Annotated in this window: 28 protein-coding genes; 7 read left to right on the top strand and 21 right to left on the bottom strand. The window is 71.4% G+C overall.

The genetic code is table 11. From position 1 onward, the window contains the following. Positions 1–101: 101 nt before the first annotated feature. From ABZ459_RS16740 to rph, 5 genes are all read right to left on the bottom strand, one after another. Positions 102–371 carry a hypothetical protein gene (locus ABZ459_RS16740; RefSeq protein ID WP_357971121.1) on the bottom strand — a complete coding sequence of 90 codons (270 nt, stop codon included), beginning with the start codon at positions 369–371 and terminating at the stop codon, positions 102–104. After that, on the bottom strand, positions 368–2,035 hold the full coding sequence (locus ABZ459_RS16735; protein ID WP_357971120.1) for a toxin glutamine deamidase domain-containing protein: 1,668 nt from the start codon (positions 2,033–2,035) through the stop codon (positions 368–370). Before ABZ459_RS16735 ends, ABZ459_RS16740 begins: the two co-directional genes overlap by 4 nt. Positions 2,036–2,154: 119 nt before the next feature. Beyond that, the gene (locus ABZ459_RS16730; RefSeq protein WP_357971119.1) at positions 2,155–3,876 is read right to left on the bottom strand and encodes a molybdopterin-dependent oxidoreductase; all 1,722 of its coding nucleotides are present in this window, start codon (positions 3,874–3,876) and stop codon (positions 2,155–2,157) included. Between the two features lie 46 nt (positions 3,877–3,922). Continuing rightward, complete coding sequence (rdgB, locus tag ABZ459_RS16725) at positions 3,923–4,513, bottom strand: RdgB/HAM1 family non-canonical purine NTP pyrophosphatase (protein ID WP_352326185.1); 591 nt, start codon at positions 4,511–4,513, stop codon at positions 3,923–3,925. Further along, positions 4,510–5,229, bottom strand: coding sequence for a ribonuclease PH (rph, locus tag ABZ459_RS16720; RefSeq protein ID WP_357971213.1), 720 nt, complete (start codon positions 5,227–5,229; stop codon positions 4,510–4,512). The genes rdgB and rph overlap by 4 nt, the downstream gene beginning before the upstream one ends. A 53-nt stretch (positions 5,230–5,282) precedes the next feature. Here rph and ABZ459_RS16715 point away from each other — a divergent pair, with 53 nt between their 5' ends. Then, the gene (locus ABZ459_RS16715; RefSeq protein ID WP_357971118.1) at positions 5,283–6,536 is read left to right on the top strand and encodes an MFS transporter; all 1,254 of its coding nucleotides are present in this window, start codon (positions 5,283–5,285) and stop codon (positions 6,534–6,536) included. Here the strand turns inward: ABZ459_RS16715 and ABZ459_RS16710 are convergent. The 3 genes from ABZ459_RS16710 to ABZ459_RS16700 form a co-directional block, all read right to left on the bottom strand. Beyond that, entirely contained in the window at positions 6,521–7,273 is a 753-nt protein-coding gene (locus tag ABZ459_RS16710) for an MBL fold metallo-hydrolase (RefSeq protein ID WP_357971117.1), read from the bottom strand. The two genes, ABZ459_RS16715 and ABZ459_RS16710, sit on opposite strands and share 16 nt — an antisense overlap. Then, the gene (gene murI / locus ABZ459_RS16705) at positions 7,270–8,094 is read right to left on the bottom strand and encodes a glutamate racemase (RefSeq protein WP_357971116.1); all 825 of its coding nucleotides are present in this window, start codon (positions 8,092–8,094) and stop codon (positions 7,270–7,272) included. The genes ABZ459_RS16710 and murI overlap by 4 nt, the downstream gene beginning before the upstream one ends. 85 nt (positions 8,095–8,179) lie before the next feature. Beyond that, complete coding sequence (locus tag ABZ459_RS16700) at positions 8,180–8,971, bottom strand: thioesterase family protein (RefSeq protein ID WP_357971115.1); 792 nt, start codon at positions 8,969–8,971, stop codon at positions 8,180–8,182. Positions 8,972–9,108: 137 nt separating this feature from the next. Here ABZ459_RS16700 and ABZ459_RS16695 point away from each other — a divergent pair, with 137 nt between their 5' ends. Both ABZ459_RS16695 and ABZ459_RS16690 read left to right on the top strand, forming a co-directional pair. After that, complete coding sequence (locus ABZ459_RS16695; protein WP_357971114.1) at positions 9,109–9,435, top strand: hypothetical protein; 327 nt, start codon at positions 9,109–9,111, stop codon at positions 9,433–9,435. A gap of 85 nt (positions 9,436–9,520) precedes the next feature. After that, on the top strand, positions 9,521–11,365 hold the full coding sequence (locus ABZ459_RS16690) for a DUF3352 domain-containing protein (protein ID WP_357971113.1): 1,845 nt from the start codon (positions 9,521–9,523) through the stop codon (positions 11,363–11,365). Between the two features lie 48 nt (positions 11,366–11,413). Here ABZ459_RS16690 and ABZ459_RS16685 read toward each other — a convergent pair whose 3' ends face one another. The 5 genes from ABZ459_RS16685 to clpS form a co-directional block, all read right to left on the bottom strand. After that, positions 11,414–12,361, bottom strand: coding sequence for a cysteine synthase (locus ABZ459_RS16685; RefSeq protein WP_357971112.1), 948 nt, complete (start codon positions 12,359–12,361; stop codon positions 11,414–11,416). A gap of 1 nt (position 12,362) precedes the next feature. After that, positions 12,363–12,635 carry a MoaD/ThiS family protein gene (locus ABZ459_RS16680; RefSeq protein ID WP_352350116.1) on the bottom strand — a complete coding sequence of 91 codons (273 nt, stop codon included), beginning with the start codon at positions 12,633–12,635 and terminating at the stop codon, positions 12,363–12,365. Positions 12,636–12,775: 140 nt separating this feature from the next. Then, on the bottom strand, positions 12,776–13,177 hold the full coding sequence (locus tag ABZ459_RS16675) for a M67 family metallopeptidase (RefSeq protein WP_357971111.1): 402 nt from the start codon (positions 13,175–13,177) through the stop codon (positions 12,776–12,778). A gap of 9 nt (positions 13,178–13,186) precedes the next feature. Then, the gene (locus ABZ459_RS16670; protein WP_357971110.1) at positions 13,187–13,711 is read right to left on the bottom strand and encodes a DUF2017 domain-containing protein; all 525 of its coding nucleotides are present in this window, start codon (positions 13,709–13,711) and stop codon (positions 13,187–13,189) included. A gap of 10 nt (positions 13,712–13,721) precedes the next feature. Then, on the bottom strand, positions 13,722–14,015 hold the full coding sequence (gene clpS / locus ABZ459_RS16665) for an ATP-dependent Clp protease adapter ClpS (RefSeq protein WP_352350112.1): 294 nt from the start codon (positions 14,013–14,015) through the stop codon (positions 13,722–13,724). 46 nt (positions 14,016–14,061) lie between these two features. Between clpS and ABZ459_RS16660 the strand changes: the two genes are divergently transcribed. The 3 genes from ABZ459_RS16660 (at position 14,062) to ABZ459_RS16650 (ending at position 16,605) form a co-directional block, all read left to right on the top strand. After that, on the top strand, positions 14,062–15,345 hold the full coding sequence (locus ABZ459_RS16660) for a nicotinate phosphoribosyltransferase (RefSeq protein WP_357971109.1): 1,284 nt from the start codon (positions 14,062–14,064) through the stop codon (positions 15,343–15,345). Positions 15,346–15,359: 14 nt separating this feature from the next. Continuing rightward, positions 15,360–15,977, top strand: a complete 618-nt coding sequence (locus ABZ459_RS16655; RefSeq protein WP_357971108.1) for a nicotinamidase — start codon at positions 15,360–15,362, stop codon at positions 15,975–15,977. Between the two features lie 118 nt (positions 15,978–16,095). Further along, positions 16,096–16,605 (top strand): hypothetical protein, encoded by a 510-nt coding sequence (locus ABZ459_RS16650; protein ID WP_357971107.1) that lies wholly within the window; start codon positions 16,096–16,098, stop codon positions 16,603–16,605. A gap of 6 nt (positions 16,606–16,611) precedes the next feature. On the opposite strand, the gene ABZ459_RS16645 is transcribed toward ABZ459_RS16650, so the two are convergent. The 7 genes from ABZ459_RS16645 to ABZ459_RS16615 all read right to left on the bottom strand — a co-directional run bounded on the left by ABZ459_RS16645 (position 16,612) and on the right by ABZ459_RS16615 (position 23,157). Further along, positions 16,612–16,989: an STAS domain-containing protein gene (locus tag ABZ459_RS16645; RefSeq protein ID WP_357971106.1), complete on the bottom strand. Its 378-nt coding sequence runs from the start codon at positions 16,987–16,989 to the stop codon at positions 16,612–16,614. Between the two features lie 165 nt (positions 16,990–17,154). After that, entirely contained in the window at positions 17,155–18,909 is a 1,755-nt protein-coding gene (locus tag ABZ459_RS16640; protein WP_357971105.1) for a DEAD/DEAH box helicase, read from the bottom strand. A 124-nt stretch (positions 18,910–19,033) separates the two neighbouring features. After that, entirely contained in the window at positions 19,034–19,924 is an 891-nt protein-coding gene (locus ABZ459_RS16635; RefSeq protein ID WP_357971104.1) for a hypothetical protein, read from the bottom strand. Between the two features lie 90 nt (positions 19,925–20,014). Beyond that, a complete protein-coding gene (locus tag ABZ459_RS16630) occupies positions 20,015–21,403 on the bottom strand; it encodes an MFS transporter (RefSeq protein ID WP_357971103.1) in 1,389 nt (462 codons plus the stop codon). Between the two features lie 24 nt (positions 21,404–21,427). Then, a complete protein-coding gene (locus ABZ459_RS16625; RefSeq protein WP_357971102.1) occupies positions 21,428–22,336 on the bottom strand; it encodes a zinc metalloprotease in 909 nt (302 codons plus the stop codon). A gap of 78 nt (positions 22,337–22,414) precedes the next feature. Continuing rightward, entirely contained in the window at positions 22,415–22,675 is a 261-nt protein-coding gene (locus tag ABZ459_RS16620) for a DUF3039 domain-containing protein (protein ID WP_357971101.1), read from the bottom strand. Then, the gene (locus ABZ459_RS16615; RefSeq protein WP_357971100.1) at positions 22,672–23,157 is read right to left on the bottom strand and encodes a hypothetical protein; all 486 of its coding nucleotides are present in this window, start codon (positions 23,155–23,157) and stop codon (positions 22,672–22,674) included. The genes ABZ459_RS16620 and ABZ459_RS16615 overlap by 4 nt, the downstream gene beginning before the upstream one ends. Positions 23,158–23,225: 68 nt before the next feature. Here ABZ459_RS16615 and ABZ459_RS16610 point away from each other — a divergent pair, with 68 nt between their 5' ends. Continuing rightward, positions 23,226–24,632, top strand: coding sequence for a cellulase family glycosylhydrolase (locus tag ABZ459_RS16610; RefSeq protein ID WP_357971099.1), 1,407 nt, complete (start codon positions 23,226–23,228; stop codon positions 24,630–24,632). Positions 24,633–24,695: 63 nt separating this feature from the next. Here the strand turns inward: ABZ459_RS16610 and ABZ459_RS16605 are convergent, their stop codons facing one another. Further along, entirely contained in the window at positions 24,696–26,294 is a 1,599-nt protein-coding gene (locus ABZ459_RS16605; protein WP_357971098.1) for an MFS transporter, read from the bottom strand. Between the last annotated feature and the right edge of the window lie 24 nt (positions 26,295–26,318).

Below are 26,318 nucleotides of genomic sequence, written 5' to 3'. Positions count from 1 at the left end.
CGTGCCACCAGGTCGGACGCCCTATGGGGGCGCGGCCACGCACGTGACGACAGGTCGGGCGCCCTATGGGGGCGGCGCCCGGCCTCCCGTGCGTCACGCGGTCAGCGCGGGGTGCGGCCGGGCCACAGCTCGGCGACGGTCTCCGGATCCAGCAGAGGCCGGACGACGACCTCCCCGGACGCCTTGTCGATCACGATGCACGCCCCGCCTACCGTGTCCGGCAGGGTGGTGGGGTCGTCGGGGTCGAGCTCCCGGATCCAGGCGACGTACCCGTCGTGGAAGCCGTACAGGCCCACCGACAGCGGCTCGTCCGGCGGGCGCGTCCCGTTGACGTACTCCTCCGCCAGCGCCCTGGCCTGGTCCATGTTCATCGCGGCCGCCCCTGCCGGTCGAGGATCATGCAGAACACCCCCGTCACCGTCGCGTACGGCGGCTCGACCGACATGTGCCCGCGCTGGGCGTCGATCCAGATCACCTCGCTGCCGGAGTTGACCGCGTTCCAGACGTGCGACCCGCCGCCCGGCCAGCGCACCACGATGACCGCGCTCGCGCCGTGCCCGGCCTCCAGCAGCCGCCGGGCGATCATGGGGTAGGCGTGCCGCCCCTGGCCCGCGTACTGGAACCGCCGGCCGGTCCACCGCTCGATCCGGGCCGCTCCGCCCTTCTCGCCGGTGAGCAGCGGCCGGCCGATCCCGTCGTACTCGGGGAGCCGGGGGGCGGCGGTGGCGGGCTCGCCGTGCCAGGTGGACAACACGGCCAGGGCGCAGTCGGCGGCGTTGGAGGCCCGGAACGGGTCGTCGGCCGGGCCGCCGCCGTTGATCAGCCGGACCCAGGTGCCGCGCGGATCGGGGAACCTGGCACCGGGCTCCAGCGCCTGCCTCAGCTCCCGTTCCACCTGCGGGTCCGGCTGTGCCAACCCGCCGGGCAGCCCGTACGGCCGGCAGTCGGCCAGCCTCGGCGGCCGCCGCTCGCCCTCGAACCAGTCGACGGCGGCACGGTTCCTCGCCCGGTCGATCCGGGCCTCCAGCGGATGCCGTCCGTCCGCGCCACGGGCCCCGTCCCTCTCCCCGAACTCCAGCCGCCGCATCCCGTTGACCGCCGCCCCGAAACCCGGCGTCACCGCGTCCCCGGGGCTCTCCGGCCCGCCGGTCCCGCCCCCTGGGAACTCCCCCGGCTCCCCCTCGTCCGGCCCTGCCTCACGCGGGCTGCCCGCCTCCGGGGCGGCTTCCCGCAGGCCGCTCGGGCGTGCCGCCTCTGCCTGCGCGGCGGCTCCGTTCAGGCCGATCACTCGTGGGGCTGCCGGCATGGGTGGGGCTCCGTGCGGATCGCGGGCCGCGGCCGGATGGGCCGTCGTGCGCGATACCCGCGCCTGCGGGAGCTCCTGGTCGTCGGACGCGTCAGGACGTCCCTCCCGGTGGCCGGACGTGCCGGTGTGCGCTTCCCCGGCGTTCGGCACGTCGGCGTTCGGCACTGTGGCGGCCTGCCCGCCGGTCGCCGCGCCGGTCGCCCCGCCGCCGTCGGCGCAGGTGGTCGCCTCGGCGGAACGTGGCGACGGGCCGTCCGGCACGCCCGTCGGCGCCTTCCGGTCGTCCGGCCGGCCGGGATGTGCGCTCTCCCGCTCGTCCGGGATGGCCGTGGCGAGGCGGTTGAGGGTGTTCAGGCTGAACGTCAGGCCGTACGGCGTGTCGGTGCGGGCCGGGGCCGGGCGGGTGGCGAGGCCGGTGAGCACGTCCAGAGCGGAGACCACACCAGGGACGGAGGCTGCGGCGGGCCGGGGGGTCGGGTGGGAGGGAGCAGGGGTCTGCGTACGGAGGCCGGGTGGCGGCGGCTCCTCGGCGGGGGCGCGGGAGGCGGCGGGCGTTAAGGGGGCCGAGCCCTCACGGGAGGAGGGCACCTCGGTCGTGGCGGGTGCTTCGCCGGGGACGTCCTCGGCGGCACGTTCGTAGTCGAGCCACCGGACCCCCTCTCCCACCACCGGGTTGTACTGCCCCTCCGGAAGGACCCCTCGGACGCTCGACTTGCGTTCGCGGACCACGTCCTGCCTCCTGTCCTGCTTGGACGACCGATCGTAGGGCCGCCGTCGCGTCCGAGAGGGGGAAGTGGGGAAGATTATCCGTCTGGGCCAACGGCTTTACCTGCGCAAACGTCCGCGAATCAGGCCACCTGGACCGTCAGGGCCGGCCACCCGCTGGCGCCGTCGGGCGCGGGCGGCGCCTGCCGTTCGGTCTGGGTGCGACCCGCCGCGTCCGTCGCCCGCGCCTCGATCGTGTGCTCCCCGGGCGTGGCGTCCCAGTCGAGCGCCCACTGCCGCCAGGTGTCGGGCCCCGGCACGGCGGCCAGCCGCGCCTGCCGCCACTCGCCGCGATCGACCCGCACCTCGACGGCGTCCACCCCGGTGTGCTGGGCCCACGCCACCCCGGCGATGGTCGTGCGCCCGGCCTTCAGCGAGTCGCCGCTCTTCGGCACGTCGATGCGCGACTCCGTCTTGATCGGCCCCTTGGCGGCCCACCCGCGTGGCGTCCAGTACGCCTGGTCCCGGTCGAACCGGGTCACCTTCACGTCCACCACCCACTTGGTGGCCAACACGTACCCGTACAGGCCGGGCACGACCTGGCGTACGGGGAAACCGTGCTCGAACGGGAGCGCCTCGCCGTTCATGGCGATGGCGAAGAGGGCGTCGCGGCCGTCCATCACGACGTCCACGGGCGTGCCGCAGGTGAAGCCGTCGTCGGAGGTGGACAGCAGCATGTCGGCCCCCGGCTGGAGCCCGGCACGGCGCAGCAGGTCGGCCATGCGTACGCCCAGCCAGCGGGCGTTGCCGACGTACGGGCCGCCCACCTCGTTGGAGACGCAGGTCAGGGTGATGTCGGCCTCGGTGAGCGGCAGGTTCAGCAGCTCGGCGTAGGTGATCTCGACCGGTCTGTCCACCATGCCGTGGATGCGAAGCGTCCAGGTGCGCGGGTCCACCTGGGGGACGACGAGCGCCGTATCAACCCTATAGAAGTCCCGATTTTTCGTGATGAAGGGGGACAGGCCGGGGATGCGGAAGTCCGTACCGGCGGGAAGGGGCCGGGCGGGCGTCGCCGGCCTGGGCAGCGCCAGGTTCACCCGCGTCGCGTCCAGCTCCCGCTGCCCGCCGAGCTGCCGGCCCAGCACGGCCGACGCCCCCGCCACCACGATCCCGCCCGCCACACCGGTGATCAGCCGCCGCCGGTCGAAGCCGCGCTCCCCCGCCCCGGCCCGCATCACGGCAGGCCGCTCCACGGCCCCCTCGCCGCCCGCCCCCGCACCACCGACCTCATCGGAGACCGTACCGTCACCGCCGCCCTCGGAGACCGCGCCGTCACCGCGGCGCCCAGGCGCCGCCTCGCCACCGGCTTCAGGGGCCGCGACCCCGCCACCGGCCTCAGGGGCCGTCGCGACCGTGCCGCGACCAACGCCCGCGCGCCGGAGCAGCCACCCCAGCACCAGCCCCCCGCACAGGACCCCGACCACCGTCGGCAGCACGTCCGCCGCCCCGGCCCCCGGACGGGTGAGCACCGCGGCCGCCCCCACCACCCCGAACAGGGCCAGCCCCGCGTACCCGTACGCGAGCCGGCGCCGCGCCAGCACCCCGATGACGGCCGCGATCCCGGCGAGCACCACGAGCACGCCCCCGATGAGGACGGTCTTGTCGTTCTCCCCGAACGTGTTGATCGCGAAGTCCTTCACCGGCGCCGGTGTCAGGTCGACGGCGGTGTCCCCCACCGCCACCACCGGAAAGGTCTCAGGACCGGCGAACCCGGCGACAAGCTGCGCGATCCCCAGCGCCAGCGCACCCGCCGTGAGCCCCGCCAGGGCGCCGGCCCAGGCGGGCACCCTCTCGTTCTTCTGCACGGTACGACGTTACGTCGCCCACGGTCAGCAGGTTCTTACGCGGTGGTTACGAGCCGACGATGTCACGCACGATCGGCGCCAGCGCACGGAAGGCACGGCCCCGGTGGCTGATGGCGTCCTTCTCGTCGGGAGACAGCTCGGCGGTGGTGCGGTCGTGGCCGAGCGGCACCAGGATCGGGTCGTAGCCGAAGCCGTTGGTGCCCCGCGGGGTGGTGATCAGGTGGCCGGGCAGCGTGCCCTCCACCACCCGGTGCTCCCCGGACGGCAGCGCGAGCGCGGCGGCGCAGGCGAAGTGCGCCGACAGCTTCTCGGCGGGCACGTCGGAGAGCTGGGCGAGCAGCAGGTCGAGGTTGGCCTGGTCGTCGCCGTGGCGGCCGGACCAGCGGGCCGAGAAGACGCCGGGCATGCCGTTGAGCACGTCGACGCAGAGCCCGGAGTCGTCGGCCACGGCCGGCAGCCCGGAGCCCTTGGCGACGGCGTGCGCCTTGAGCAGCGCGTTCTCCTCGAAGGTGACGCCGGTCTCGGCGACCTCGCCGATCTCGGGGAACTCCTCGAGCCCGACGATCTCGAACCCGGCGAGGATGCGCCGCAGCTCCGCGATCTTGCCCGGGTTGCGGGTGGCGAGCACGATCTTCATGCGCTCAGCGCCTCCTGCTGGATCAGGGTGAGCTCCTCGCACCCGGCGGCGGCCAGGTCGAGCAGCTGGTCGAGGGCCGCGCGGTCGAAGGGCACACCCTCGGCGGTGCCCTGCACCTCGACGAAGGCGCCCTCGCCGGTCATCACGACGTTCATGTCGGTCTCGGCGGCGACGTCTTCGGTGTAGCACAGGTCGAGCATGGGGACCGAGCCGACGACCCCGACGGACACGGCCGCGACCGAGCCGATCAGCGGGTCTCCCGGGCACATCTTGCGCGCCTTCATCCAGGCGACGGCGTCGGCGAGGGCGACGTAAGCGCCGGTGATCGCGGCGGTCCTGGTGCCGCCGTCGGCCTGCAGGACGTCGCAGTCGAGCAGAATGGAGTTTTCGCCGAGAGCTTTGTAATCGACGCACGCGCGAAGTGATCTTCCGATCAACCGGGAAATCTCGTGCGTGCGCCCGCCGATTTTGCCGCGGACCGATTCCCGGTCATTACGGGTATTGGTCGCCCGCGGGAGCATCGCGTATTCGGCCGTGACCCAGCCCTGGCCGCTGCCCCTGCGCCAGCGCGGCACGCTGTCCTGCACCGACGCCGCGCAGAGCACCCTCGTGCCGCCGAACTCGACGAGGACCGAACCCTCGGCGTGCGCCAGCCACTGCCGGGTGATGGTGATGGGGCGTAGCTGGTCGGGGTTGCGGCCATCCTGTCGGGACATGCAGATCACCCTATCTCCGCGGCACGACACTCTTGACCAAATGTGTCCGACACATGGATCCTTACGCAATGACAACGGGGGTGTTGCGAAACCCTGACTTCCTCCGGTTCCTGACATCGCACGTAGGGAACGAACTGGGAGCGAATATCTCGCGCGTGGCCCTCCCGCTGGTGGCGGTCGTCACGCTGCACGCGCAGCCGGCCCAGGTGGCCCTGCTGTCCGCGCTGCAGACCGCCGCGTTCCTCGTGCTCGGCCTGCCCGCGGGGGTGTGGGTCGACCGGATGCGCCGGCGCCGCGTGATGGTGGTCTCCGACCTGGTCAGGTTCGTGCTGCTGGCGAGCATTCCGCTGGCGGCGCAACTGGGCGTGCTGTCGATCGGCATGATGTTCACGGTCGCCTTCCTCGCGGGTGTGGCGCAGGTGTTCAACGACGTCGCCGACCAGACGTATTTGCCCAGCCTGGTGAGCGCGGGGCAGCTCGGCGACGGCAACTCCAAGCTGGAGGTGGTGCGCTCCGGCGGCTTCCTGGGCGGGCCTGGCCTCGGCGGCCTGCTGGTGCAGCTCGTCGGCGCGCCGTTCACGATGCTCGCCACGGCGCTGGGCTCGCTGACGTCGGCGCTGTTCCTCAGCACCATCAAGACCCCGGACAAGCCGCCGGCCGCGGGCGAGCCCGAGCCGTTGCTGCGCGGCATCGGCGTGGGGCTGCGCTACGTGTGGCGCGACCACCTGATGCGCATGTTCGCCGCGTCCTCGGTGCTGGCGAACCTGACGGTCGGCGCGGTGCTCGGCCTGTCGGTGTTGTTCCTGGCCGACGAGGTGGGGCTGGCGCCCGGCCTCATCGGCGTGCTGCTCATGTCCGGCGGGTTCGGCGGCGTGGCCGCGGGCCTGCTCGGCGCGCTGCTGGCCAGGAAGGTCGGCACGGCCAGGGTCACCTGGCTCTCCCTCACCGTGCCGGCGCCCTTCGCCCTGCTGCTGCCGATGACCCAGGCCGACTGGCGGGTGGCGTTCTTCGCCGTCACCTCGATTGCGTTGTCGTGGAGCTCGGCGCTGGGCGCGGTCGGCCAGATCACCTACCGGCAGACGACGGTCCCCGAGCGGCTGCTGGGCCGGGTCAACGCCTCGTTCCGGTCGTTGACGTGGGCCTCGGTCCCGCTGGGCGCGCTGCTCGGCGGGATCGTCGCCCAGCAGTTCGGCGTGCGGACGGCCTTATGGGTGTTCATGATCGGCCGGGTCATGTCGTTCGTGCCGCTGCTGTTCTCGCCGCTGCCCCGATTACGTGACTTCGACGACGCTCAGGCCAGGTCGTAGACCGCGCCGCTGCGGGCCAGCTCGATCGGCCCGGCGTAACCGCCCCTCGACGCGTCCTGCAGCACCCTTGCGTTGTCGTTCCACGGCACCAGGTGGGTGAGCACGAGTTTGCCCGCGTTGGCCTTGGCCGCGTGCTCGGCCGCCTGACGGCCGGTCAGGTGCAGGTCGGGCGGCAGGTCGGGCCCCTCGACGAACGACGCCTCGCACAACATGAGGTCGGCCCCCGCGGCCAGCTTGACCAGCTCCGCCGACTCCCCGGTGTCCCCCGAGTACGCCATGCACACGTCGTCGCTGGCCACCCGGAACCCGTACGCCTCGACCGGATGGTTCACCAGGCCGGCGGTGACGACGAACGGCCCCACCTCGAACGAGCCGGGCGACAGCGGCGTGAAGTCGAAGGCGGTCTCCAGGCCGGGCTCGTCCGGCATCCCGTACGCGGCCGCGAGCCGGGCCGGGGCGCCCTCCGGCGCGTAGACCGGCACGGGCGGGTACGGCGCGTCGGGCCCGTACGTGCGGGCCACGTGGTAGCCGCAGACGTCGAGGCAGTGGTCGGCGTGCAGATGGGACAGGCAGATGGCGTCCACGTCGTAGAGGCCGATATGGCGCTGGAGCGCGCCGAGCGACCCGTTGCCGAGGTCGAGCAGCATCCTGAACCCCTCGGCCTCGACGAGATAGCAGGACGCGGGGCTGTCGGGGCCGGGGTAGCTGCCCGAGCATCCGACGATGGTCACCTTCATGTGGGCCTCCCGCTAAAGGTAGTACCCCCCACTGGCGCGACTTCGACCACGTCGATCTCCGGGCCCAGGAACCGCCTGCCGAGGCGGGCGAAGAGCTGGGAGTCGCCGGTGGCGCGGAAGCGGTGCCGGGGGGTGGCCTCGCCTCCCGCCGCCAGTCCGCGGTCGTGCAGGATCCGGTAGACGTCCTTGGCCGTCTCGTCGGCGCTGGAGACCAGCGTGACCCCGTCGCCGACGACGTAGGAGATCGCGCCGGTGAGCAGCGGGTAGTGGGTGCAGCCGAGGATGAGCGTGTCGCAGCCGGCCGCCCTGATCGGATCGAGGTACTCGGCCAGGACGTCGATGAGCTCCTTGCTCATCGTCTCCCCGCGCTCGACGTACTCCACCAGGCGGGGCGCGGCCACGCCGGTGAGCTGCACGTCGGGGGCCGCGGTGAAGGCGTCGTGGTAGGCCAGCGACGTGATGGTGGCCTGGGTGGCGATCACGCCGACCCGGCCGGTGCGGGTGGCGCGCACCGCGCGCCTGGTGGCGGGCTGGATCACCTCGACGACCGGCACGCCGTAGCGTTCGCGGGCGTCGCGCAGCACGGCGGCGCTGGCGCTGTTGCACGCGATGACGAGCATCTTGACGTCCTGCTCGACGAGGTGGTCCATCACCTCAAGGGCGTAGGCGCGCAGCTCCGCGATGGGTTTCGGCCCGTACGGCTGGCGGGCCGTGTCGGCCACGTAGGTGATCGACTCGTGGGGGAGCTGGTCGATGATCGCGCGCGCGACCGTCAGGCCGCCCACCCCGCTGTCGAAGATCCCAATACTCTCGTCCGGCACGTTCTAGAGGGTAGGCGACCTGCTCGATCAACACCGCGTAAGAATGCTCACACCTGATGAAGGCGCGACTGTCGTGTTGCTCACATCAGCCCCTTCCGACCCTGGCGAGCTGGCGCGACTGGGCCACGAGCCGGCCGGCGGAGTCCCACACCTCGACCTCCTCGTCGAACCAGCCGTCCGAAATGAGCCGGCCGCTCCCGATCAGGGTGAGCCAGCCGGGGGCGGGCAGGGCGCGCAGGTGCCAGGTGAGCTCGACGGTGGGCGCCCAGCCGCGGGCGCCGGCGGAGAACACCACGGGCGGCAGCGCGTCCACGGCCAGGGCCAGCACGTACGGGTCGGCGTCCTGCGGCTCGGCCATCCTGAAGTAGGCACGCGACTCCGGCCTGCCCGTCGGTTCGCCGGCCAGCCAGGCGATGGTGGGCGGGTCGAAGCGCATGTCCATCTGGGCGTTGAGGGTCATGTTGTTCTCGGGCTTGGGGTCGGGCAGCTTGACGCACTCCTCGACGGACTGCATGACGACCGAGGGCGCGTCGGTGTAGACGGGGTCGGCGCCGGCCAGGGTGGCGGTGGTGATCAGGCTCTCGATCTGCGGCACGCCGTCCTGGACGAGGGTGGCCCTGGCGAAGGCGGCCGTGCGGCCCGACTTCAGCGGCTCGACCCGGACCTGGGCGGGGCCGGCGACCGGTGATCTGAGGAACTGCGAGGTGGTGCTCACCGGGTGCTCGAACGGCGAGGCGTCCACGGCGGCGCGCAGGACCACGGCCATCAGGTAGCCGCCGTTGAGCGGGCCGCCGATGGAGTATCCGGGGTCGAGGCACACGTCATAGGTGGTCTCGTCGACCCTGATCGCCTGTGTGGCCTCGTCGAACTTGGTCATACCGCCCTGCCTTCACCGTACGGAACTATATTCTAGTAGTCCCCCCACTTTACGCGGGGCTGCGGCGTTCGCACCACGCCGTTCCGATATCAGCGCGCCTACCTGCGGAAACACCACCCGGATGGGACAGTTCGATCATGGCAACTGTCACCGAACTCATCGGTCAGTCGGTGTGGGACTCCAACGGGATCTGGGTCGGTCACGTGGTCGACATCCGCGCCCACAGGCACAGGGGCGAGATCCAGCAGAGCCAGACGGTCTACGGGCTGGTCGTCTCGGGGCGGCGGGCGCCCGTCCTGCTCGGGCTCACCCGAGACCGTCAGGGCCGCTCCCCCTGGCTGTCCAAGACGCTGGCGCGGACGGTGTACGCCGGGTGCACGTTCGTGCCCTGGGCCTGCGTGACGGACTGGACAGGCGGCGAAGTTCACCTCGATGTGCTGAAAAAGGAGCTGAACCGGGCCTAATCCCGACTTCAGCACATTGCAAGCGGCCATCTAGCAACATCAGCTACCTTCTCTGTGGTCAAAAGTCCACATTGTGAGTTGAGTGATGTCTGCGAATAATCCCCCACCTGGCCAGGATCCTGAGCGCACCACGGCGTACCGAGGAGGCTGGGACCAGCCGCAGGAGCCGCAGCAGCAGCCGTACCAGCAGCCCTATGGTCAGCAGGCCCCTCAGCCGGGGCAGGGAGCTTCGTACGGGCAGCCGGCTTACAACCCCCAATCCGCCTACGGCCAGCAGCCCGCCTACGGCGCCCCGTACGGCGGCCAGGCGCAGCAAGGCCGGCAACAGCAGCAGCAGCAACAGACCTGGCCGCAACAGGACCAGCACGCGCAGCACCAGGGTTGGCAGCAACAGGACCCGTACGCCCAGCAGCAGCACCAGCAGGGTTGGCAGCAGCAGGACCAGTACGCGCAGCAGGGTTGGCAGCAGCAGGGCCCCGACGGCTTCGGCCCGCCCCAGCCGGCGAAGAAGGGCGGCCGCAAGGGCTGGCTGATCGCCGGCGCGGCGGCGCTCGCGGTGGTGCTGCTCGGCGGCGGCGCGGTGTGGGCCGTGGGCGCGATCGGCGGCGGCGGCACGCAGCCGAACGAGGTCCTGCCCGCCGACGCGATCGCCTACGCCCGCCTCGACCTCGACCCGGCCGCGAACCAGAAGCTGGCGCTGTTCCAGCTCGCCAGGAAGTTCACGGTCACCAAGGGCTCCTTCACCGGCGAGGACCCCCGCCAGGCCCTGTTCAACCTGGTCAACGAGACCGGCGAGAAGAAGGTCGACTTCGCCAAGGACGTGGACCCGTGGCTGGGCAGCAGGGTCGGCTTCGCCGCCGTGCCCTCCGGCAAGTCCGAGCCCGACTTCGCGGTGGCCGTGCAGGTCAAGGACCAGGCGCAGGCCAAGGCGGGCATCGCCAAGCTCATGGACGGCGACAAGTACGGCATCGCCTTCCGCGACGACTACGCGCTGCTGTCCTCGACCCAGGCGCTGGCCGACAAGTACGCGAAGGGCCAGGCCACGCTCGCCGACAACAGCGAGTTCAACGACGACATGGGTGACGTCGGCGAGCAGGGCGTTTTGTCGTTCTGGGCGGACATGGGGGCGCTGGCCAAGCTCTCCCCCATCCCCGCCGAGCAGGCCGCGAGCATCGAGCCCATCAAGGACGCCCGGTTCGCCGGCGCGCTGCGCTTCGACAGCGCCTACGTCGAGCTGGCCGGCCTGGTCAGGGGCGCCAAGGGCGTGACCTCGGACGACCTCCAGCCCGCCGCCCTGGGCACGCTGCCTGCCGGCACCGCCGGGGCCCTGTCGATCTCCGGCCTGGACCAGATGATCACCAGCCAGTGGGCCCAGATCCAGAAGTCGGCCGCGGCCGGCGGCGGCGCCGAGGTCCGGCAGCTCCTCGACCAGGCCAAGACCAAGTTCGGCCTCGACCTGCCCGGCGACCTGGCCACGGTGCTCGGCAAGAACTTCACGGTCGCGGTGGACAGCCAGGGCCTGGACGGCGACCAGATCAAGGCGGGCGTCCGCGTGGTCACCGATCCGGCCAAGGCCCAGGCGGTGGTCGGCAAGATCGAGAAGGCGCTGGCGGCCAGTGGGCAGCCCGCTCCGCAGCTCGCCAAGGTGCCCGGTGACGGCGTCTTCACGGCGGCGACGAGCGAGGAGTACGCCAAGAAGCTGGCCGAGGAAGGCACGCTGGGCGACTCCGAGACGTTCCAGACCGCCATCCCCGACGCCGGCGAGGCGACCTTCGCGCTCTTCGTGGACCTCGACAAGGTCGAGCACCTCTACCTGCAGAGCATGGAGGGCGACGACAAGGCCAACGCGCAGGTCCTGCGGGCCGTCGGGCTGAGCGGGAAGCAGAGCGCCACCGAGGCGGACTTCTCGCTGCGGGTGTTGTTCAACTGACCATGGAAGAAGGGGGCGGCCGGACCGGCCGCCCCCTTCTTCATGTCGTCAGGCCCAGAGCTGCCCTTCCAGGCGCTCTTCCGCCTCCTCCAGGGTGCCGTCGTAGGCGCCCGTGGACAGGTATTTCCAGCCGCCGTCGGCCACCACGAAGACGACGTCGGCCCGCTCGCCCGCCTTGACGGCCTTCCCGGCCACGCCCAGCGCGGCGTGCAGCGCGGCGCCGGTCGAGACGCCCGCGAAGATGCCCTCGGCGGCCAGCAGCTCGCGGGTGCGCCGCAGCGCGTCGGCCGAGCCGACGGAGAAGCGGGTGGTCAGCACGGACTCGTCGTACAGCTCGGGGATGAAGCCCTCGTCGACGTTGCGCAGGCCGTAGACCAGCTCGCCGTAGCGCGGCTCGGCGGCGACGATCTGCACGCCGGGCACCCGTTCCCGCAGGAACCGGCCGACGCCCATGAGCGTGCCCGTCGTGCCGAGCCCGGCCACGAAGTGGGTGACCGTGGGCAGGTCGGCCAGAATCTCCGGGCCGGTGGTCTCGTAGTGGGAGCGCCAGTTGGCCGGGTTTCCGTACTGGTAGAGCATCACCCAGGACGGGTTCTCCGCGGCCAGGCCCTTGGCCACGCGGACGGCCTCGTTGGAGCCGCCCGCGGCGGGCGAGGAGATGATCTCCGCGCCCCACATGCGCAGGAGCTGGCGGCGCTCCTCGGAGGTGTTCTCCGGCATCACGCAGATCAGCCGGTAGCCCTTGAGCTTGGCCGACATCGCGAGCGAGATGCCGGTGTTGCCGCTGGTGGGCTCCAGGATCGTGCAGCCGGGCGTGAGCAGGCCGTCCTTCTCGGCCTGCTCGATCATCCACAGCGCCGGCCGGTCCTTGATCGACCCGGTCGGGTTACGGTCTTCGAGCTTGGCCCAGACGCGCACCTCGGGCGAGGGCGACAGCCGGGGCAGCCCGACGAGCGGCGTGCGCCCGACCGAGTCGATCAGCGAGTCGAACCGCATGTCACCCGCCGGCGACGGCGGGCAGCACGGTCACCGTGTCGCCGTCGGACACCGGGGTGCCGAGGCCGCCGAGGAAACGCACGTCTTCGTCGTTGAGGTAGACGTTGACGAAGCGGCGCAGGCTGCCCTGGTCGACCAGGCGGTCCTTGATGCCGGGGTGGCGCGACTCAAGGTTGCTGATCAGCTCGTCGAGGGTGGCGCCCTCGGCGTCGACGGCCTTGGCGCCGTCGGTGTAGGTGCGCAGGATGGTGGGAATGCGAACCTCGATGGCCATCGCGGTCATTCTCCTCTTATCTGGTCGTCGTCCCATCGGCGGCAACACCGATGGCTTGGTACGGATTCCAGATCAGCGACAGTCGTAGACGACGACGGCCGGGGTGTGCGCGAAGAGGTAGCTCTGCACCGGCCGGACCATCATGGGAGGAATCTTACCTCTTCCTCCTCGATCACTCCGTCGAGGATCCGGTAGGAACGGAACTCGACCTCGTTCTCGTCCCTGGTCGAGACCAGGACGTAGTGGGCCTGCGGCTCGGAGGCGTAGGACACGTCGGTGCGCGACGGGTACGCCTCGGTGGCGGTGTGGGAGTGGTAGATCACGACGGGTTCCTCGTCGCGGTCGTCCATCTCCCGCCAGACGCGCAGTTGCTCCAGGGAGTCGAACCGGTAGAAGGTGGGCGAACGCTCGGCGTTCTCCATCGGGACGAACCGCTCGGGCACGCCGTCGCGGCCCGCGATCACCCCGCACGCCTCGTCCGGATGGTCGGCCCGCGCGTGCGCGACGATCTTGTCCACCAGTTCCTGCGAGATCGTGAGCATGCCCGGAAGCTACCAGAGGGCGCGGACCAGGCTGTCTTGGAGGTAGGTCAGCCAGTCGTAGGTGACGTAGGCCGGGTAGCGGGGGTCGTCCTCGGACATCATGGCGATCTCGTCGTGGATCTCCTCGGTCACGTCGAGCTTGGTGCCGAGGGTCAGGCGGACGTCGTTGAGCGAGCGCAGCCACGCCTGGGCCTGCTCCGGCGTCAGCTCGGCGCCGCCCGGGCGCGCGGTGTCCAGGACGGTCTGGGCGTCGGCGCGCTTGCCGTCGCGCAGAGTGGCCTCGGTGTAGCGGCGGAACTCCGACGCCTCCTGCTCGTCCTCGTACGCCGAGGGGAACAGCCGGGCCAGCACCGGATCGGTGGGCGCCTGGGCCGCCCCGATGCCGAGCGCCCGCTCCAGCGGATCGTCGCTCGTCTCCCCCGGCGTGACCAGGCCGAGCAGCATCGAGACGAGCGAGCGCAACAGCGAGACCTCCGCGGCCTCGAACTGCGCGATGACCGAACCGTTCCGCCCGGCCGAGAACCCCGAACTCACCGACGCCGCCTCACTTGACCGAATCCGGCTGGACCGTCGCCCACAGGCCGTAGGAGTGGAGAATCTGCACATCGCGTTCCATCTCTTCGCGCGTGCCACTGGACACGACCGCCTTGCCCTTTTGGTGGACGTCCAGCATCAGTTTTTCCGCCTTCTCCTTGGTGTAGCCGAAGACGGTTTGGAAGACATAGGTCACGTAGGACATGAGGTTGACCGGGTCGTTCCAGACGATGGTCACCCATGGCAGATCGGGCCGGACGTCCGATGACGGACGCTCGACGGTGATTGGAGCGGTGCTACCCACATCCCCGAGTCTGCCCTATCTGGGTCGTAGTCTTCGAGTCGTGAGAATGACCATGAGCACTGCGTTGCTCACAGATCACTATGAGCTGACGATGCTCCAGGCGGCGCTGCGCAGCGGCGCGGCGCACCGGCGCGCGGTCTTCGAGGTGTTCGCCAGACACCTGCCGGGCGGCCGCCGGTACGGGGTCGTGGCCGGCACCGGCCGCATCCTGGACGAGCTCGAACGCTTCCGTTTCGGTGATGAAGAACTCACCTTTCTCCGCGAGCAGGAGGTGGTCGACGAATCGACTCTGGCGTTTCTCGCCGATTACCGGTTTTCCGGGAACGTCTACGGCTACCGCGAGGGCGACCTCTACTTCCCCGCCTCCCCGATCATGATCGTCGAGGGCACCTTCGCCGAGGCCGTGCTGCTGGAGACCCTGACGCTGTCGATACTCAACCACGACTGCGCCATCGCCTCTGCCGCCTCCCGCATGACCAACGCCGCCGGCAAGCGCCCGCTCATCGAGATGGGCTCGCGCCGCACGCACGAGTACGCCGCCGTCGCCGCCGCCCGCGCCGCCTACATCGCCGGGTTCGCCTCCACCTCCAACCTCATGGCCGGCCACGTGTACGGCGTCCCCACGGCGGGCACGGCCGCGCACGCGTTCACCCTGCTGCACGACTCCGAGCGGGACGCGTTCGAGGCCCAGATCGCCTCCCTCGGCGTGGGCACGACGCTGCTGGTGGACACCTACGACGTGGAGCAGGCGGTGCGCACGGCGGTCGAGCTGGCCGGCAGCAAGCTGGGCGCGGTCCGCATCGACTCCGGCGACCTGGCCGCCGCCGCGCAGGAGGTGCGCGAGCTGCTCGACTCGCTCGGCGCCTTCGACACCCGCATCGTGGTCACCTCCGACCTCGACGAGTACGCCATCGCCGCGCTCGCCGCCGCCCCGGTGGACGGCTACGGCGTGGGCACCTCCCTGGTGACCGGGTCCGGCGTCCCCACGGCGGCCCTGGTGTACAAGCTGGTGGCGCGGGAGACGGGGGCGGGCCGGCTGGAGGCCGTGGCCAAGCGGTCGGTGGGCAAGCCGTCACGCGGCGGGCGCAAGGAGGCGTACCGGCTGCTCGACGCCGGCGGGCACGTCGAGACCGAGCTGATCACGACCGGCGGCGTCGTCCCCGACGGCGGCATCCCCCTGCTGCACGAGCTGGTGCGCGACGGCGAGGTCGTCGGCCGGGAGCCTCTCTCCGCCGCCCGTGACCGCCACGCGGAGGCCGTCGCGCTGCTCCCCCAGGAGGCGCTGCACCTCGGGAGGGGGTACGCGGCGATCCCCACGGAGTTCGTCTGACGTATCGTGCTCTTATGGGCACCGCGTTGATCATCGTCGATGTGCAGAACGACTTCTGCGAGGGTGGCAGCCTGGCCGTGGCAGGCGGCTCGGAGGTGGCCGCGGCGATCACCCGCCATCTGAGCGAGCACGGCTACGACCACGTCGTGGCCACCCGTGACCACCACGTCGACCCCGGCACCCACTTCTCGGACACCCCCGACTACGTCACGTCCTGGCCCGCCCACTGCGTGGCCGGCACCCCCGGCGCCGACTTCCATCCCTCCTTCGACGTGTCGGAGGTGGAGGAGGTCTTCAGCAAGGGCTCCCACGCGGCCGCCTACAGCGGCTTCGAGGGCGCCTCGGGCGACGGCGCGCCGCTGGCCGACTGGCTGCGCGAGCGCGGGGTGACCGAGGTCGACGTGGTGGGCATCGCCACCGACCACTGCGTGCGCGCGACCGCGCTCGACGCGGCGGCCAACGGGCTGGCCGTGCGCGTGCTGCTCGACCTCACCGCGGGCGTCTCCCCGGCGACCACGCAGTCGGCCATGGCCCAGATGGAGGCCGCGGGCGTGAAGCTGGACGGCACGCCCCAAGACGGGCTGACCGGCCCCGCCCGGGACGACCCGGGAGTGCGCCACGGCCGTCCGTGATCACGGACGGTACACAGTGCGCAACCCTGCGGTCATGTGATATTCAAGGATGACCTAACCTCTCCGCAGTCGAAGTAGTACGTAGAGTCATATCTCTTCATCCTGTGCGAGGTTCCTCATGCTTGCCATCTCCCTGGGCGTGGCCTGGCTGCTGCTCGCCCCTCTCGCCCTCTGGGTGCTCGTCAAGGGCCGTCCGGGGGCGCGGGTGGGGGCGGTCGTGACGCTGGCGCTGCTGGAGGCCGCGACGGTCGCCATGGGCGACGTGCCCGCCGGCCGCGGCCCCGCCGTCGTGGCCCACGACATGCCGCCGGCGCCCGCGCTGCCCGCCTGCGACGAGCGCACCCCGATCCCCCAGTGGGCCAAGGTCGGCCGGCAGCTCGTGCTGTCGTGGTCGGCCGCGCCGCGCGAGTGCGCGACGGCCAAGGTGATCGCCCGTCCCGAGGGCCGCCGGCTGCTGGTGTGGGTGCACGAGGGCCCGCTGAGCGGCGACCATCAGGGCGTACGCACGCTTCCCGTCCGCGTCAAGGACGGCCGGGCCGCGCTGACCGTCCCGCTGCCGGGCAACGAGCGCTACATCCCGGTGGACGGCCGCTCCGGGAAGAGGATCCCGGCCCCCGCCGGCCTCTAGAGCCCCCTAGAGGGTCGCCACGGCCAGCCGCAGGGCGTCGTCGAACCTGGCGAACACCTCGAACGCGTGCCGCAGCCCCGTGATCGACAACACCCGCGCCATCACCCCGTGCACCCCCGCGAGCAGCAGCCTGGTGCCCCTCGACTCGCACCGCTGCATGACCTCGACGAGCTCGTTCATGCCCATCGAGTCGCAGAAGGCGACCGCGCCGAGGTCGAGGATCAGGAACGGCTTGGCCGGCAGCTCCCAGACGCGCTGCATGTGCTCGCGCAGGGTCGGGATCGCGTAGACGTCGAGCTCGCCTTCGAGCCTGATGATGACGGCGTTTCGGGAGAGGCCGGAAGTGACGGTGAGCGTCGACCTGCCGGGGGCCTCAGACGACATGGGCAAGATCCTTCTGGTATCCCAAGACAGCCAAGAGGGTTGTTGCCGTTCTGGCCGGCCTTCTAACGGAAGGTCACTGCTCTGTGGCCAAATGTGCAGGGTCCCCCGCCGGACCCCCGCCGGGCCCCTTCGCCGGTTCGCGGGGAACCGGCGAAGGGGGCGCGGCTAGCGCCGCTGGGTGGCCCAGCGGCGGATGGCGTCGATGCGCTCCTGGATCTGCTCGGCCGTGGCCTGCGCGATCGGCGGGCCGCCGCACGTGCGGCGCAGGTCGGCGTGGATGACGCCGTGGGGCTGGCCCGTGCGGTGGTTCCAGGCGCCCACCAGGCCGTTGAGCTCGCGCCTGAGCTCGGCGATCTGCTCGTGCGGGGCGAGGGTCTCCTTGGGCTGCTCGGCCGGGCTCTGCCTGCGCTTGGCGGCCTGCTGGTCGGACTGGCGCTTGCGGAGCAGGGTGGCCACCTGGTCGGGCTCCAGGAGGCCGGGCAGGCCGAGGAAGTCCTCCTCCTCGGCCGAGCCGATCTCCGCGCCGGTGCCGAACTCGCCGCCGTCGAAGAGCACGCGGTCGAAGGTGGCCGAGGTCTCCATCGTCTCGAACGGCAGCTCGTCGCCCAGGACGTCGGGGTTGTCCTTCTGCCGGTTGGCCTGCTCCAGCAGGCTGTCGTCGAGGCCGTCCTCCGGGGGCTTCCTGTTGAGGACGTGGTCGCGCTCGACCTCCATCTCGTTGGCCAGCCCCATGAGGGTGGGCACCGAGGGGAGGAAGACCGAGGCGGTCTCGCCGCGCTTGCGGGCGCGCACGAACCGGCCCACGGCCTGGGCGAAGAACAGCGGGGTCGAGGTCGAGGTGGCGTAGACGCCCACGCACAGGCGCGGGATGTCGACCCCCTCGGAGACCATGCGGACGGCCACCAGCCACCGGTCGTGGGAGGCGGCGAACTGCTTGATCTTCTTGGACGCCCCCGGATCGTCGGACAGGACCACCGTCGCGCCCTCGCCGGTGATGTTGCGCAGGTGGCGGGCGTAGGCGCGGGCGGTCTCGTGGTCGGTGGCGATCACCAGGCCGCCCGCGTCGGGCACGCCCCGGCGGATCTCGGTCAGGCGGCGGTCGGCGGCCTGCATGACCTGGCGGATCCAGTCGCCCTTGGGGTCGAGCGCGGCCCGCCACGCCTGGGAGAGCTGGTCCTTGGTCAGCGGGGTGCCGAGCGTCGCGGCGATCTCGTCGCCCGCGCGGGTGCGCCACTTCATCTCGCCGGAGTAGGCCAGGAAGATCACCGGACGGACGACGCCGTCGTCGAGCGCCGGGCCGTAGCCGTAGGAGAAGTCGGAGACGCTGCGCTTGACGCCCTCGGCGTCCTCCTCGTAGCCGACGAACGGGATCGGGTTGTCGTCGGACCTGAACGGCGTGCCGGTGAGCTGGAGCCGGCGGGTGGCGGGCTCGAACGCCTCGCGCACGCCGTCGCCCCACGACTTGGCGTCGCCCGCGTGGTGGATCTCGTCGAAGATGACCAGCGTCTTGCGGGCCTCGGTGCGCGCCCGGTGGAGGGCGGGGTGCATCGCGACCTGCGCGTAGGTCACCGCCACGCCGGTGTAGTCGCGCGAGGTGGTGCCCTGGCTGTTCTTGAACTCCGGGTCGATGCCGATGCCCACCCGGGCCGCGGCGTCGGCCCACTGGCGCTTGAGGTGCTCGGTGGGCGTGACGATGGTGACGGCCCTGATCACCCCGTTGGCCAGCAGCTCGCTGGCGATGCGCAGGGCGTAGGTCGTCTTGCCCGCGCCGGGGGTGGCCACGGTGAGGAAGTCACGCGGCTCGCGCCTGAAGTACAGGTCGAACGCCTGCTGCTGCCAGGCGCGCAGCTTGGGCGCGGTGCCCCACGCGGCGCGGTCTGGATAGGAAGGCGAAAGGTGGGACGCGGCGAAGGTGCTCACCGCATCACCTCTGGGGTTCGTGTGCTTCGCTCTCTCACAGTGACCCAAGAGTAATCGGGCTCACCGACAAGACGTGCCGTGCATCGAGGATTCTGGCCAAGGTCTTCCCTACGTGCTATGTGGCTTATCTGAAGCTCGTCATCACCGCGTCGAGCGCTTGTCTGCCGGTGGCCGCCTCGGGCTGGAGCAGGCCGACGAGCAGCACGGCGCGGCCCGCGCGGGTGAGAAGCATCACGCGCAGGAATGCGGGCCGGTTGACGACGTCCTGGTACTCGGCGCGCAGGGCGCGGGTGTGTCCCTGCGGGATGTCGCGGTCGTCGACCACCGTGACCTTGTCGCCCTTGAGCAGCAGCCTGGAGTACAGCTCGGCGGCCTCCCCCGCGGCCTTTCTGACGTTCGGCACGGGCTCGGCGACCCGCCTGGCCATGACCAGCGCGCCGTTGCCGTCCCTGGCGACCGACGTGAAGCCGGTGACCGGCGGGACCGTCCCGGCGCTCCAGCCGGGCGGCAGCCGCAGCGACACGCCGGCCACGGCGTCGCTCAGCCGGTCGGGCCGCGGCGGCGGCTCGGTGAGCCGGGACGCCACCGCGCTCGCCCCCGCGACCAGCCCCGCCGTCGCCACCAGGGCGACCAGGACGCCCGCCGGACGCCGTCCGCGCCGCGGCGCCTGCTCCAGCGGGCCGGGGTCGGCGGGGGTGCCGTAGAGGCGGGCCGAGGGCGGCAGCGGCTCGGAGGGGGTGGCGTGGCGGCGGGCCGAGGGCGGCAGCGGATCGGCGGCGGCCGGTGGGTCGAGCGGGACGGTCCTGCGGATCCGCGGGTTCCACGCCGGCCGCTCGTACGGGTCGCGCCCCCGGCGCGGCGGCCAGGGGGCCTCCTCGTCGTCCTGGTCGTCCTCGTCGTCACTGTCGTCACTGTCGTCGCTGTCGGAGTCGTCCGGGAAGTCCGCGTCCTCGGGAGGAGTGCGGCGGTGCCGGGGCCCGGAAGCGGGGGGCCAGACCCGGTGATCATCCTCCATGACACCTCCTCGTCCCGTTGTCCTATCACTCCTCGGGACGAAGATCTGGCGATCCGTGATCGCTGTGGCGGGAGGGGCAGAATCACACGATCAGCGGGTACGGGCGGCAAGGAACGTGGCGGCCAGCCCGATGAGCGCCATGAGGACCGAGATCACCACGAATCCGGTGGCGATCTGCCCGGAGCCGTGCCCGATGAAGTTGATCACCGCGCCCCCCAGGCCCACGGTCAGGGCCGAGCCCAGCATGTCGGTGACCGACAGCGCCGCGGAGTTGGCGCCCTGCTCGCTGACCGGCGACTGCCTGAGCGCGGTGACGCTGACCGTGGTCATGCCGAGGCCCATGCCGAACCCGGCCGCGATCCAGGCCGGCACCGCGATCCAGCCGCTCACCTCGGGCAGCGCCGCGAACAGCGCGATCACGATCCCGGCCGTGACGCACACCGCCCCGAGCCTGATCCGCCGGTGCGGCTCGGCGGTCCGCCTGCTCTGCAGGAACGAGCCCGCCGACCAGCCGAGCGCGCCCGTGGTCAGCGCGATCCCGGCGGCCCTTGCGTCGAAGAGCTTGACCGACGTGAGCACCAGCGGGATGAAGGAGTTGACCCCGAAGAAGGCGGCCGAGAAGAACCCGCGCAGCAGCACGGTCGTGGGCAGCCCGCGCCCGAACCGCAGCGCGCCCGGCGGCAGCAGCCGGTGCAGGCCGTAGACCAGGAAGCCCAGCCCGCCGAGCGTGGCGGCCGCGCCGATCACCGGCTGCTTGTGCAGCTCGTCCACGCCCCACAGCAGCACGCCCGCGCCGCCGGCGGCGGCGGTGGCGGCCAGCGTCATCGCCAGCGGCTGCGAACGCGGCCCGCGGGGGCTCTCCTCGGCCTCACCGGGCGAGGCCATCCGGAGCGCGGGGACGAGCATCACCAGCGCGGGCACCACCAGCGGGATGATCCCGTAGAAGACGAAACGCCAGCCCCACTCCTTCGCGACGGCCCCCGCCACGGCGGGCCCGACCATCGAGGGCACGACCCAGGCGGCCGACAACGCCGCGAAGACCTTGGGCCGCACGACCGCCGGGTAGACCCGCGCGATCATCACGTACAGCGCCACGATCGAGGAACCGGCGCCCAGCCCCTGGACGGCCCGCGCCACCAGGAACAGCTCCTTGGCGTCCGCCGCGCCGGCCAGCGCCATCCCGGCGACGAACAGCACCACCCCGACGAGGAACGGCAGCGGGTAGCCGCGCCGGTCCGACCAGAGCCCGGCGACCACGTTGGCGAACAGGCTGGCGATGAGGAAGGCGGAGAAGCTGATGCCGTAGAGGTTGAGCGCGTCGAGGTCCTTCGAGACCGCCGGCATGACGACGCCGACCGACATGCCCTCGAAGGCGATCAGCGTGACCACCAGAAGGATCCCCAAGGTGGCGGTGCGGTATCGGGGCCCGAGGATCGGGGGTGAGGTGTCGGGAGCGTCGATTGCCTTCGGTGCTGTCACCTACACATCGTAATTGCCCCCAAACTACGCATCTGCGCTGCGTCGGTACGCCGTCCACATCTCGTGCATGCGGTTGGCCTGGCCCTGGGTGAACTCCGACATGCACCGGTCATGGGTGTAGTCCATGTAGTTGCGCATCGGGTCGGAGCCGGCGTGGGCGCAGGTGTCCTTGCCCTCGGGGCAGCCCTCGGTCGCGCGGGCCTCGGGGGCGGTGTCGGCGATGCCGTCGCCGGGATCGTCGCAGCCGTTCTCGAAGGTGTGGAACAGGCCGAGCCAGTGGCCGATCTCGTGGACGCCGGTGTAGCCCTTGTCGTAGTTGGTCATCGGGCCGCCGGGCAGGCTGCGCCAGTCGATCACGACGCCGTCGAGGGCGGGGGCGCCGGCGTACCAGTAGGGGTAGCTGGCGAAGCCCAGCATGAGCTCGCTGAGCTGGGCGATGTAGAGGTTGAGCGTCTGGGCGCCGCCCTGGTGCAGGCGGGTCTTCATGTCCTTCTCGCCGCCGACGGGGTCGGTGAACCAGCCCGCGTTCTCCTTGACGGAGACGGACTCCAGCTTGAAGCGCACGCCGGTGTCCACGCCGCCGTTGCGGCCGGCGTAGGCGGCGTTGAGCACGTCGATCTGGGCCTTGACCGCCTGCTCGGCGACCTTGCGGCGGCCGTCGGTGAGGACGACCACCCGGGTCGGCACGGTGATGCGCGTGGGCACGGCCACCCCGCGCAGCCGGACCTTCAGCTCGGCCATGACCTTGGCGACGTCTTCAGGGAGCGGCGAGCGCGGGCCGGTCGCCCTCGGCACGCCCGGGGTCGAGCGCGCGGTCAGGCGCGCGGCCGACGACAGGCACGGCGACGCCGGCGCGGCGTCGAGCGGGAGCGGCGGGGCGAGCCCGGCCGCCAGCAGGCATGCCAACGAGACGGCGGTCGCGCGCCGGGCCATGCAATCCCCCCGTGACGGTATGGGCTGGTCAGATTACCGACCGTAGCCTTACCCGAGGGGATTGGGCTTCAGCAACACTCACTGCTTCTTGTCGTCGCCCTCACCGCCGCCCGACGGCAGACCTCCGTAGATCTCCTTGCACTCGGGGCAGACCGGGTATTTCTTCGGGTCCCGGCTGGGCACCCAGATCTTGCCGCACAGGGCGCGGATGGGTGTGCCCGTCACCATGCTCTCGGTGATCTTGTGCTTGTCCGCGTAGTGGGCGAAGCGCTCGTGGTCGCCGTCCCCATGAGAGGTGCGCGGCGTGGTCTCCTGCTCTGGGAGGATCTTCGTGCTCACCCCATCGAGTTTATGCCCGCCGGCGAGCGGTCCCGCGTTCCGCGCCGGCGTGGCAGCGCGGCGAGTCCGGGAAGCCAGCCGAGCACGATTCCCCAGATCAGCCCCACGGCCAGGCCGCCGCCGAGATAGCCCAGATAGGCGCCGATCCCGGCCTGCGCGACCGTGGCGAGCAGGGCCGCGCGCAGCAGGTTCACCACGACCGCGGCGACCAGGAAGCGGCCCCAGGTGCGCCAGAAGCCGCCGCGCGTGGCCGCCACCGCGCCGACCAAAGCGAGCGCCAGGACCGTGTCGGCGAGCGTGAGCAGCCACGTCGTCTCGCCGAGGGGGACGACGCGCAGGCCCGGCAGCGCGTACGGGGCCCCGATCGCGGACGGCACGGCCAGGTAGCCGACCCTCGTGACCAGGACCGCGCCGAACAGACCGAACCCCAGGACGATCAAGAAGGCGACGATCGCCGGCAGGCTATTGCGAACAAGGCTCATGTTCGGCAGGCTAGCCGCGTCCATGATTCTGATGGAAGACCCCATTTCCCGGCATCCGCGGAGATCAGATGAAGCGTGCCAGGTTGCTCGCGACGACAGCCGTGCTCGTCCTGCTGGCCGGAGGCGCCGTCGCCGCCGCGACCAGGGACGCTCCCCCGTCCACGCCCCGCTACGTCACCGACGACCGGGGACGGGCGCTGATCCTGCACGGCTTCAACACGGCGGGCAGCGCCAAGGGCGCCCCCGACGCCCTGCCCGAGCTGACCCCGGACGACATCGACCGCGAGTACCGGGACATGGGCACGAACTTCGTGCGGTTCCTCATCCAGTGGCGGGCCGTGGAGCCCTCCCCCGGCACCTATGACACGAAATATCTGGACAAGGTGGCTGAGCGGGTGCGGTGGTACTCCGACCGCGGCTACCAGGTCATGCTGGACATGCACCAGGACCTGTGGGGCAACGGCATCACCCCCACCGGCGTCGCCGGCAACGGCGCGCCCGGCTGGGCCACGCACACCGACGGCCTGCCGGTGGCCACCGAGCACTTCACCTGGGAGATGTACTACCTGGAGCCCGGCGTCATCCGGGCCTTCGACCACTTCTGGAACACCACCGGCGAGCACCCCGAGCTGATGGACCACTACGCCAAGGCGTGGGCGGCGGTCGCGGCGCGTTTCAAGGACGTGCCCGGCATTCTCGGGTACGACCTGATGAACGAGCCGTGGGGCGGCTCGGTCCAGGGCGCGGCGTTCGAGACCGGCCCCCTGGCCACCCTCTACCGCAAGAGCATCGACCGGATCAGGGCGGTCGACCAGGACAGCTGGATCTTCCTGGAGCCGCAGGCCGTGGGCGTCAACTGGGGGCTGCCGTCGTCGCTGCCGCGCTTCGACGACCCGCGCGGCGGGCCGCCGCGCATCGCCTTCGCCCCGCACGTCTACCCGTTGCCCCTGGACCTCGGGGACGACTACACCGCGAGCTCCAAGGAGTGGACCGACCGCACGCTGGGCTGGTGGCGCGAGAACATCGCGCGGACGGCCGAGCGTATGGGGGCGCCCGTCCTGCTGGGCGAGTTCGGGCTGGACATGACCAGGCCCGGCGCGTCCGACCTGGTGCGGAAGGTCCAGGGGCTGAGCGACGAGGTGGGCACCGGCATGGCCTACTGGTCGCGGGACGCCGACCCGTGGGGGCCGTACGACGTGAAGGGGAAGGCCACCGCGTTGCCGGGCGCGTACGTCAGGGCGTACCCGAGGGCGATCGGCGGCGTCCCGGTCAGCGTGACCTACGGCGAGAACCGCCTCCAGGTCGTCTTCGACGCCAACGAGACCGGCCCCACCGAGATCTACCTGCCCGAGCGCGGCTTCCCGAACGGCGCCCGGGTGGACGGCGGCACGGCCGCCTGGAACGCCGCCAAGCGCATCCTGACGGTCACCACCAAGACCTCGGGCCGCGTCGTCCTGACCGTCACCCCCAGCTGATCGGGCCCTGGACAGCGGAACGGCCCCCGCCACGCAGGCGGGGGCCGTTCCGGCGGGAAGCGGTCAGCCCATGTGGACCGGCGCGCCCTCGCTCTTCCGCCCGGCCTTGACGAACAGCGTCAGCAGGGCCGTCAGCACCGCGACACCGGTGCTGACCAGGAAGGCGAGGTGCATGCCGTCCATGAACGAGTGGTGCACGGCGTCGGTGACCACCTGCGGCAGCCCGGGCGGCGCCGCGCCGAACGCGGCGGCCTTCTCCAGCAGCGGGAGCTGCGCGGGCGGGATCGCCTGCGCCGCCGGGCCGAGGTAGCCGGGCAGCGTGTCGGCGATCTCGCCGGCCATCACGGCGCCCAGGATCGCGGTGCCGAGCGCGCCGCCGACCTGCATGGCCGACTGCTGCACGCCACCCGCGACACCGCTCAGCTCGACCGGCGCGTTGCCCACGATGATCTCGGTCGCGCCGACGAACACCGGCGAGAGGCCGAAGGCCAGCAGCACGAACGGCAGGCCGCTCTCGATGAACGAGGCGTCGATGCTCAGACGCGACATGAGGAACATCGAGCACGCGGTGATCAGCAGACCGGCGGCCATCGTGATCTTCGGCCCGAGCTTGCCGATCGCCATGCCGGCCAGCGGCGAGGCCACGATCATGCCCGCGCTCATCGGCAACATCCGCAGACCGGCCTCCAGCGGGGTCAGGCCGTGCACGCCCTGGAAGAAGAAGCCCAGGAAGAACATCGCGCCGAACATGGCGAACGCGACCATCATCATCAGCAGGGTGCCGATCGAGATCGAGGCGTTCCTGAACAGCGACAGCGGCACCAGCGGCTGCTTGGCCCTGCTCTGCCAGAAGATGAACGCGGCGATGAGCACCACGAACGCGCCGATGAAGGTCAGCGTCGTCGAGTCGCCCCAGCCCCACTCGGGGGCCTTGATGATCGTCCAGACCAGCGAGAACATCGCGCCGGACAGCAGCAGCACGCCGAGCCAGTCGATCCTGGCGAACGTCTGGACGCGGTTCTCCTTGATCAGGAAGATGCCCATGATCAGCGCGACGATGCCCACCGGGGCGTTGATGAAGAAGACCGACTCCCAGCTCACCTTCTCCACCAGCACGCCGCCCACGATCGGGCCGGCGGCGCTGGACAGGCCGATGATCGCACCCCAGGCCCCCATCGCCTGGTTCAGCTTCTCACCGGGGAAGGCGCCACGCAGCAGGGCCAGGGCGGCCGGCTGGAGCAGGGCGCCGAAGAGGCCCTGCAGCACCCGCAGGCCGATCAGCGCGCCGACCGGCGACACGCCGGGAACGATGTCGGCCAGCTCCTGGCTGAGACCGATGCCGATCGAGGACAGAGCGAAGCCGGTCACGCCGATCAGGAAGACGCGCTTGTGCCCGAACAGGTCGCCGAGCTTGCCCGCCGTGATCAGGAACACGGCCAGCGCGAGCAGGTAACCGCTGGTCACCCACTGCAGATCGGACAGCGACGCCTTCAACTCCATCTGGATGACGGGGTTGGCGATGCCCACCACCGTGCCGTCCAGCATCACCATGATGACGCCGAGGCTGACCGCCAACAGCACCAGCCACGGGTTTCCGCCACCTGTCCCCGTCTTACCGAGGCCGGGCGACGACGGTTCGACGACCGCCTTCGCGTTAGCCATAAGGTCCCCCTCAGTCACATACCG

Origin of the sequence: Nonomuraea sp. NPDC005692 (assembly GCF_040631115.1) — a bacterium.
Taxonomy (GTDB): Bacteria; Actinomycetota; Actinomycetes; order Streptosporangiales; family Streptosporangiaceae; genus Nonomuraea.
Note: the sequence above shows the minus strand (reverse complement) of the source record. Positions and strands in the feature narration are given on the sequence as shown.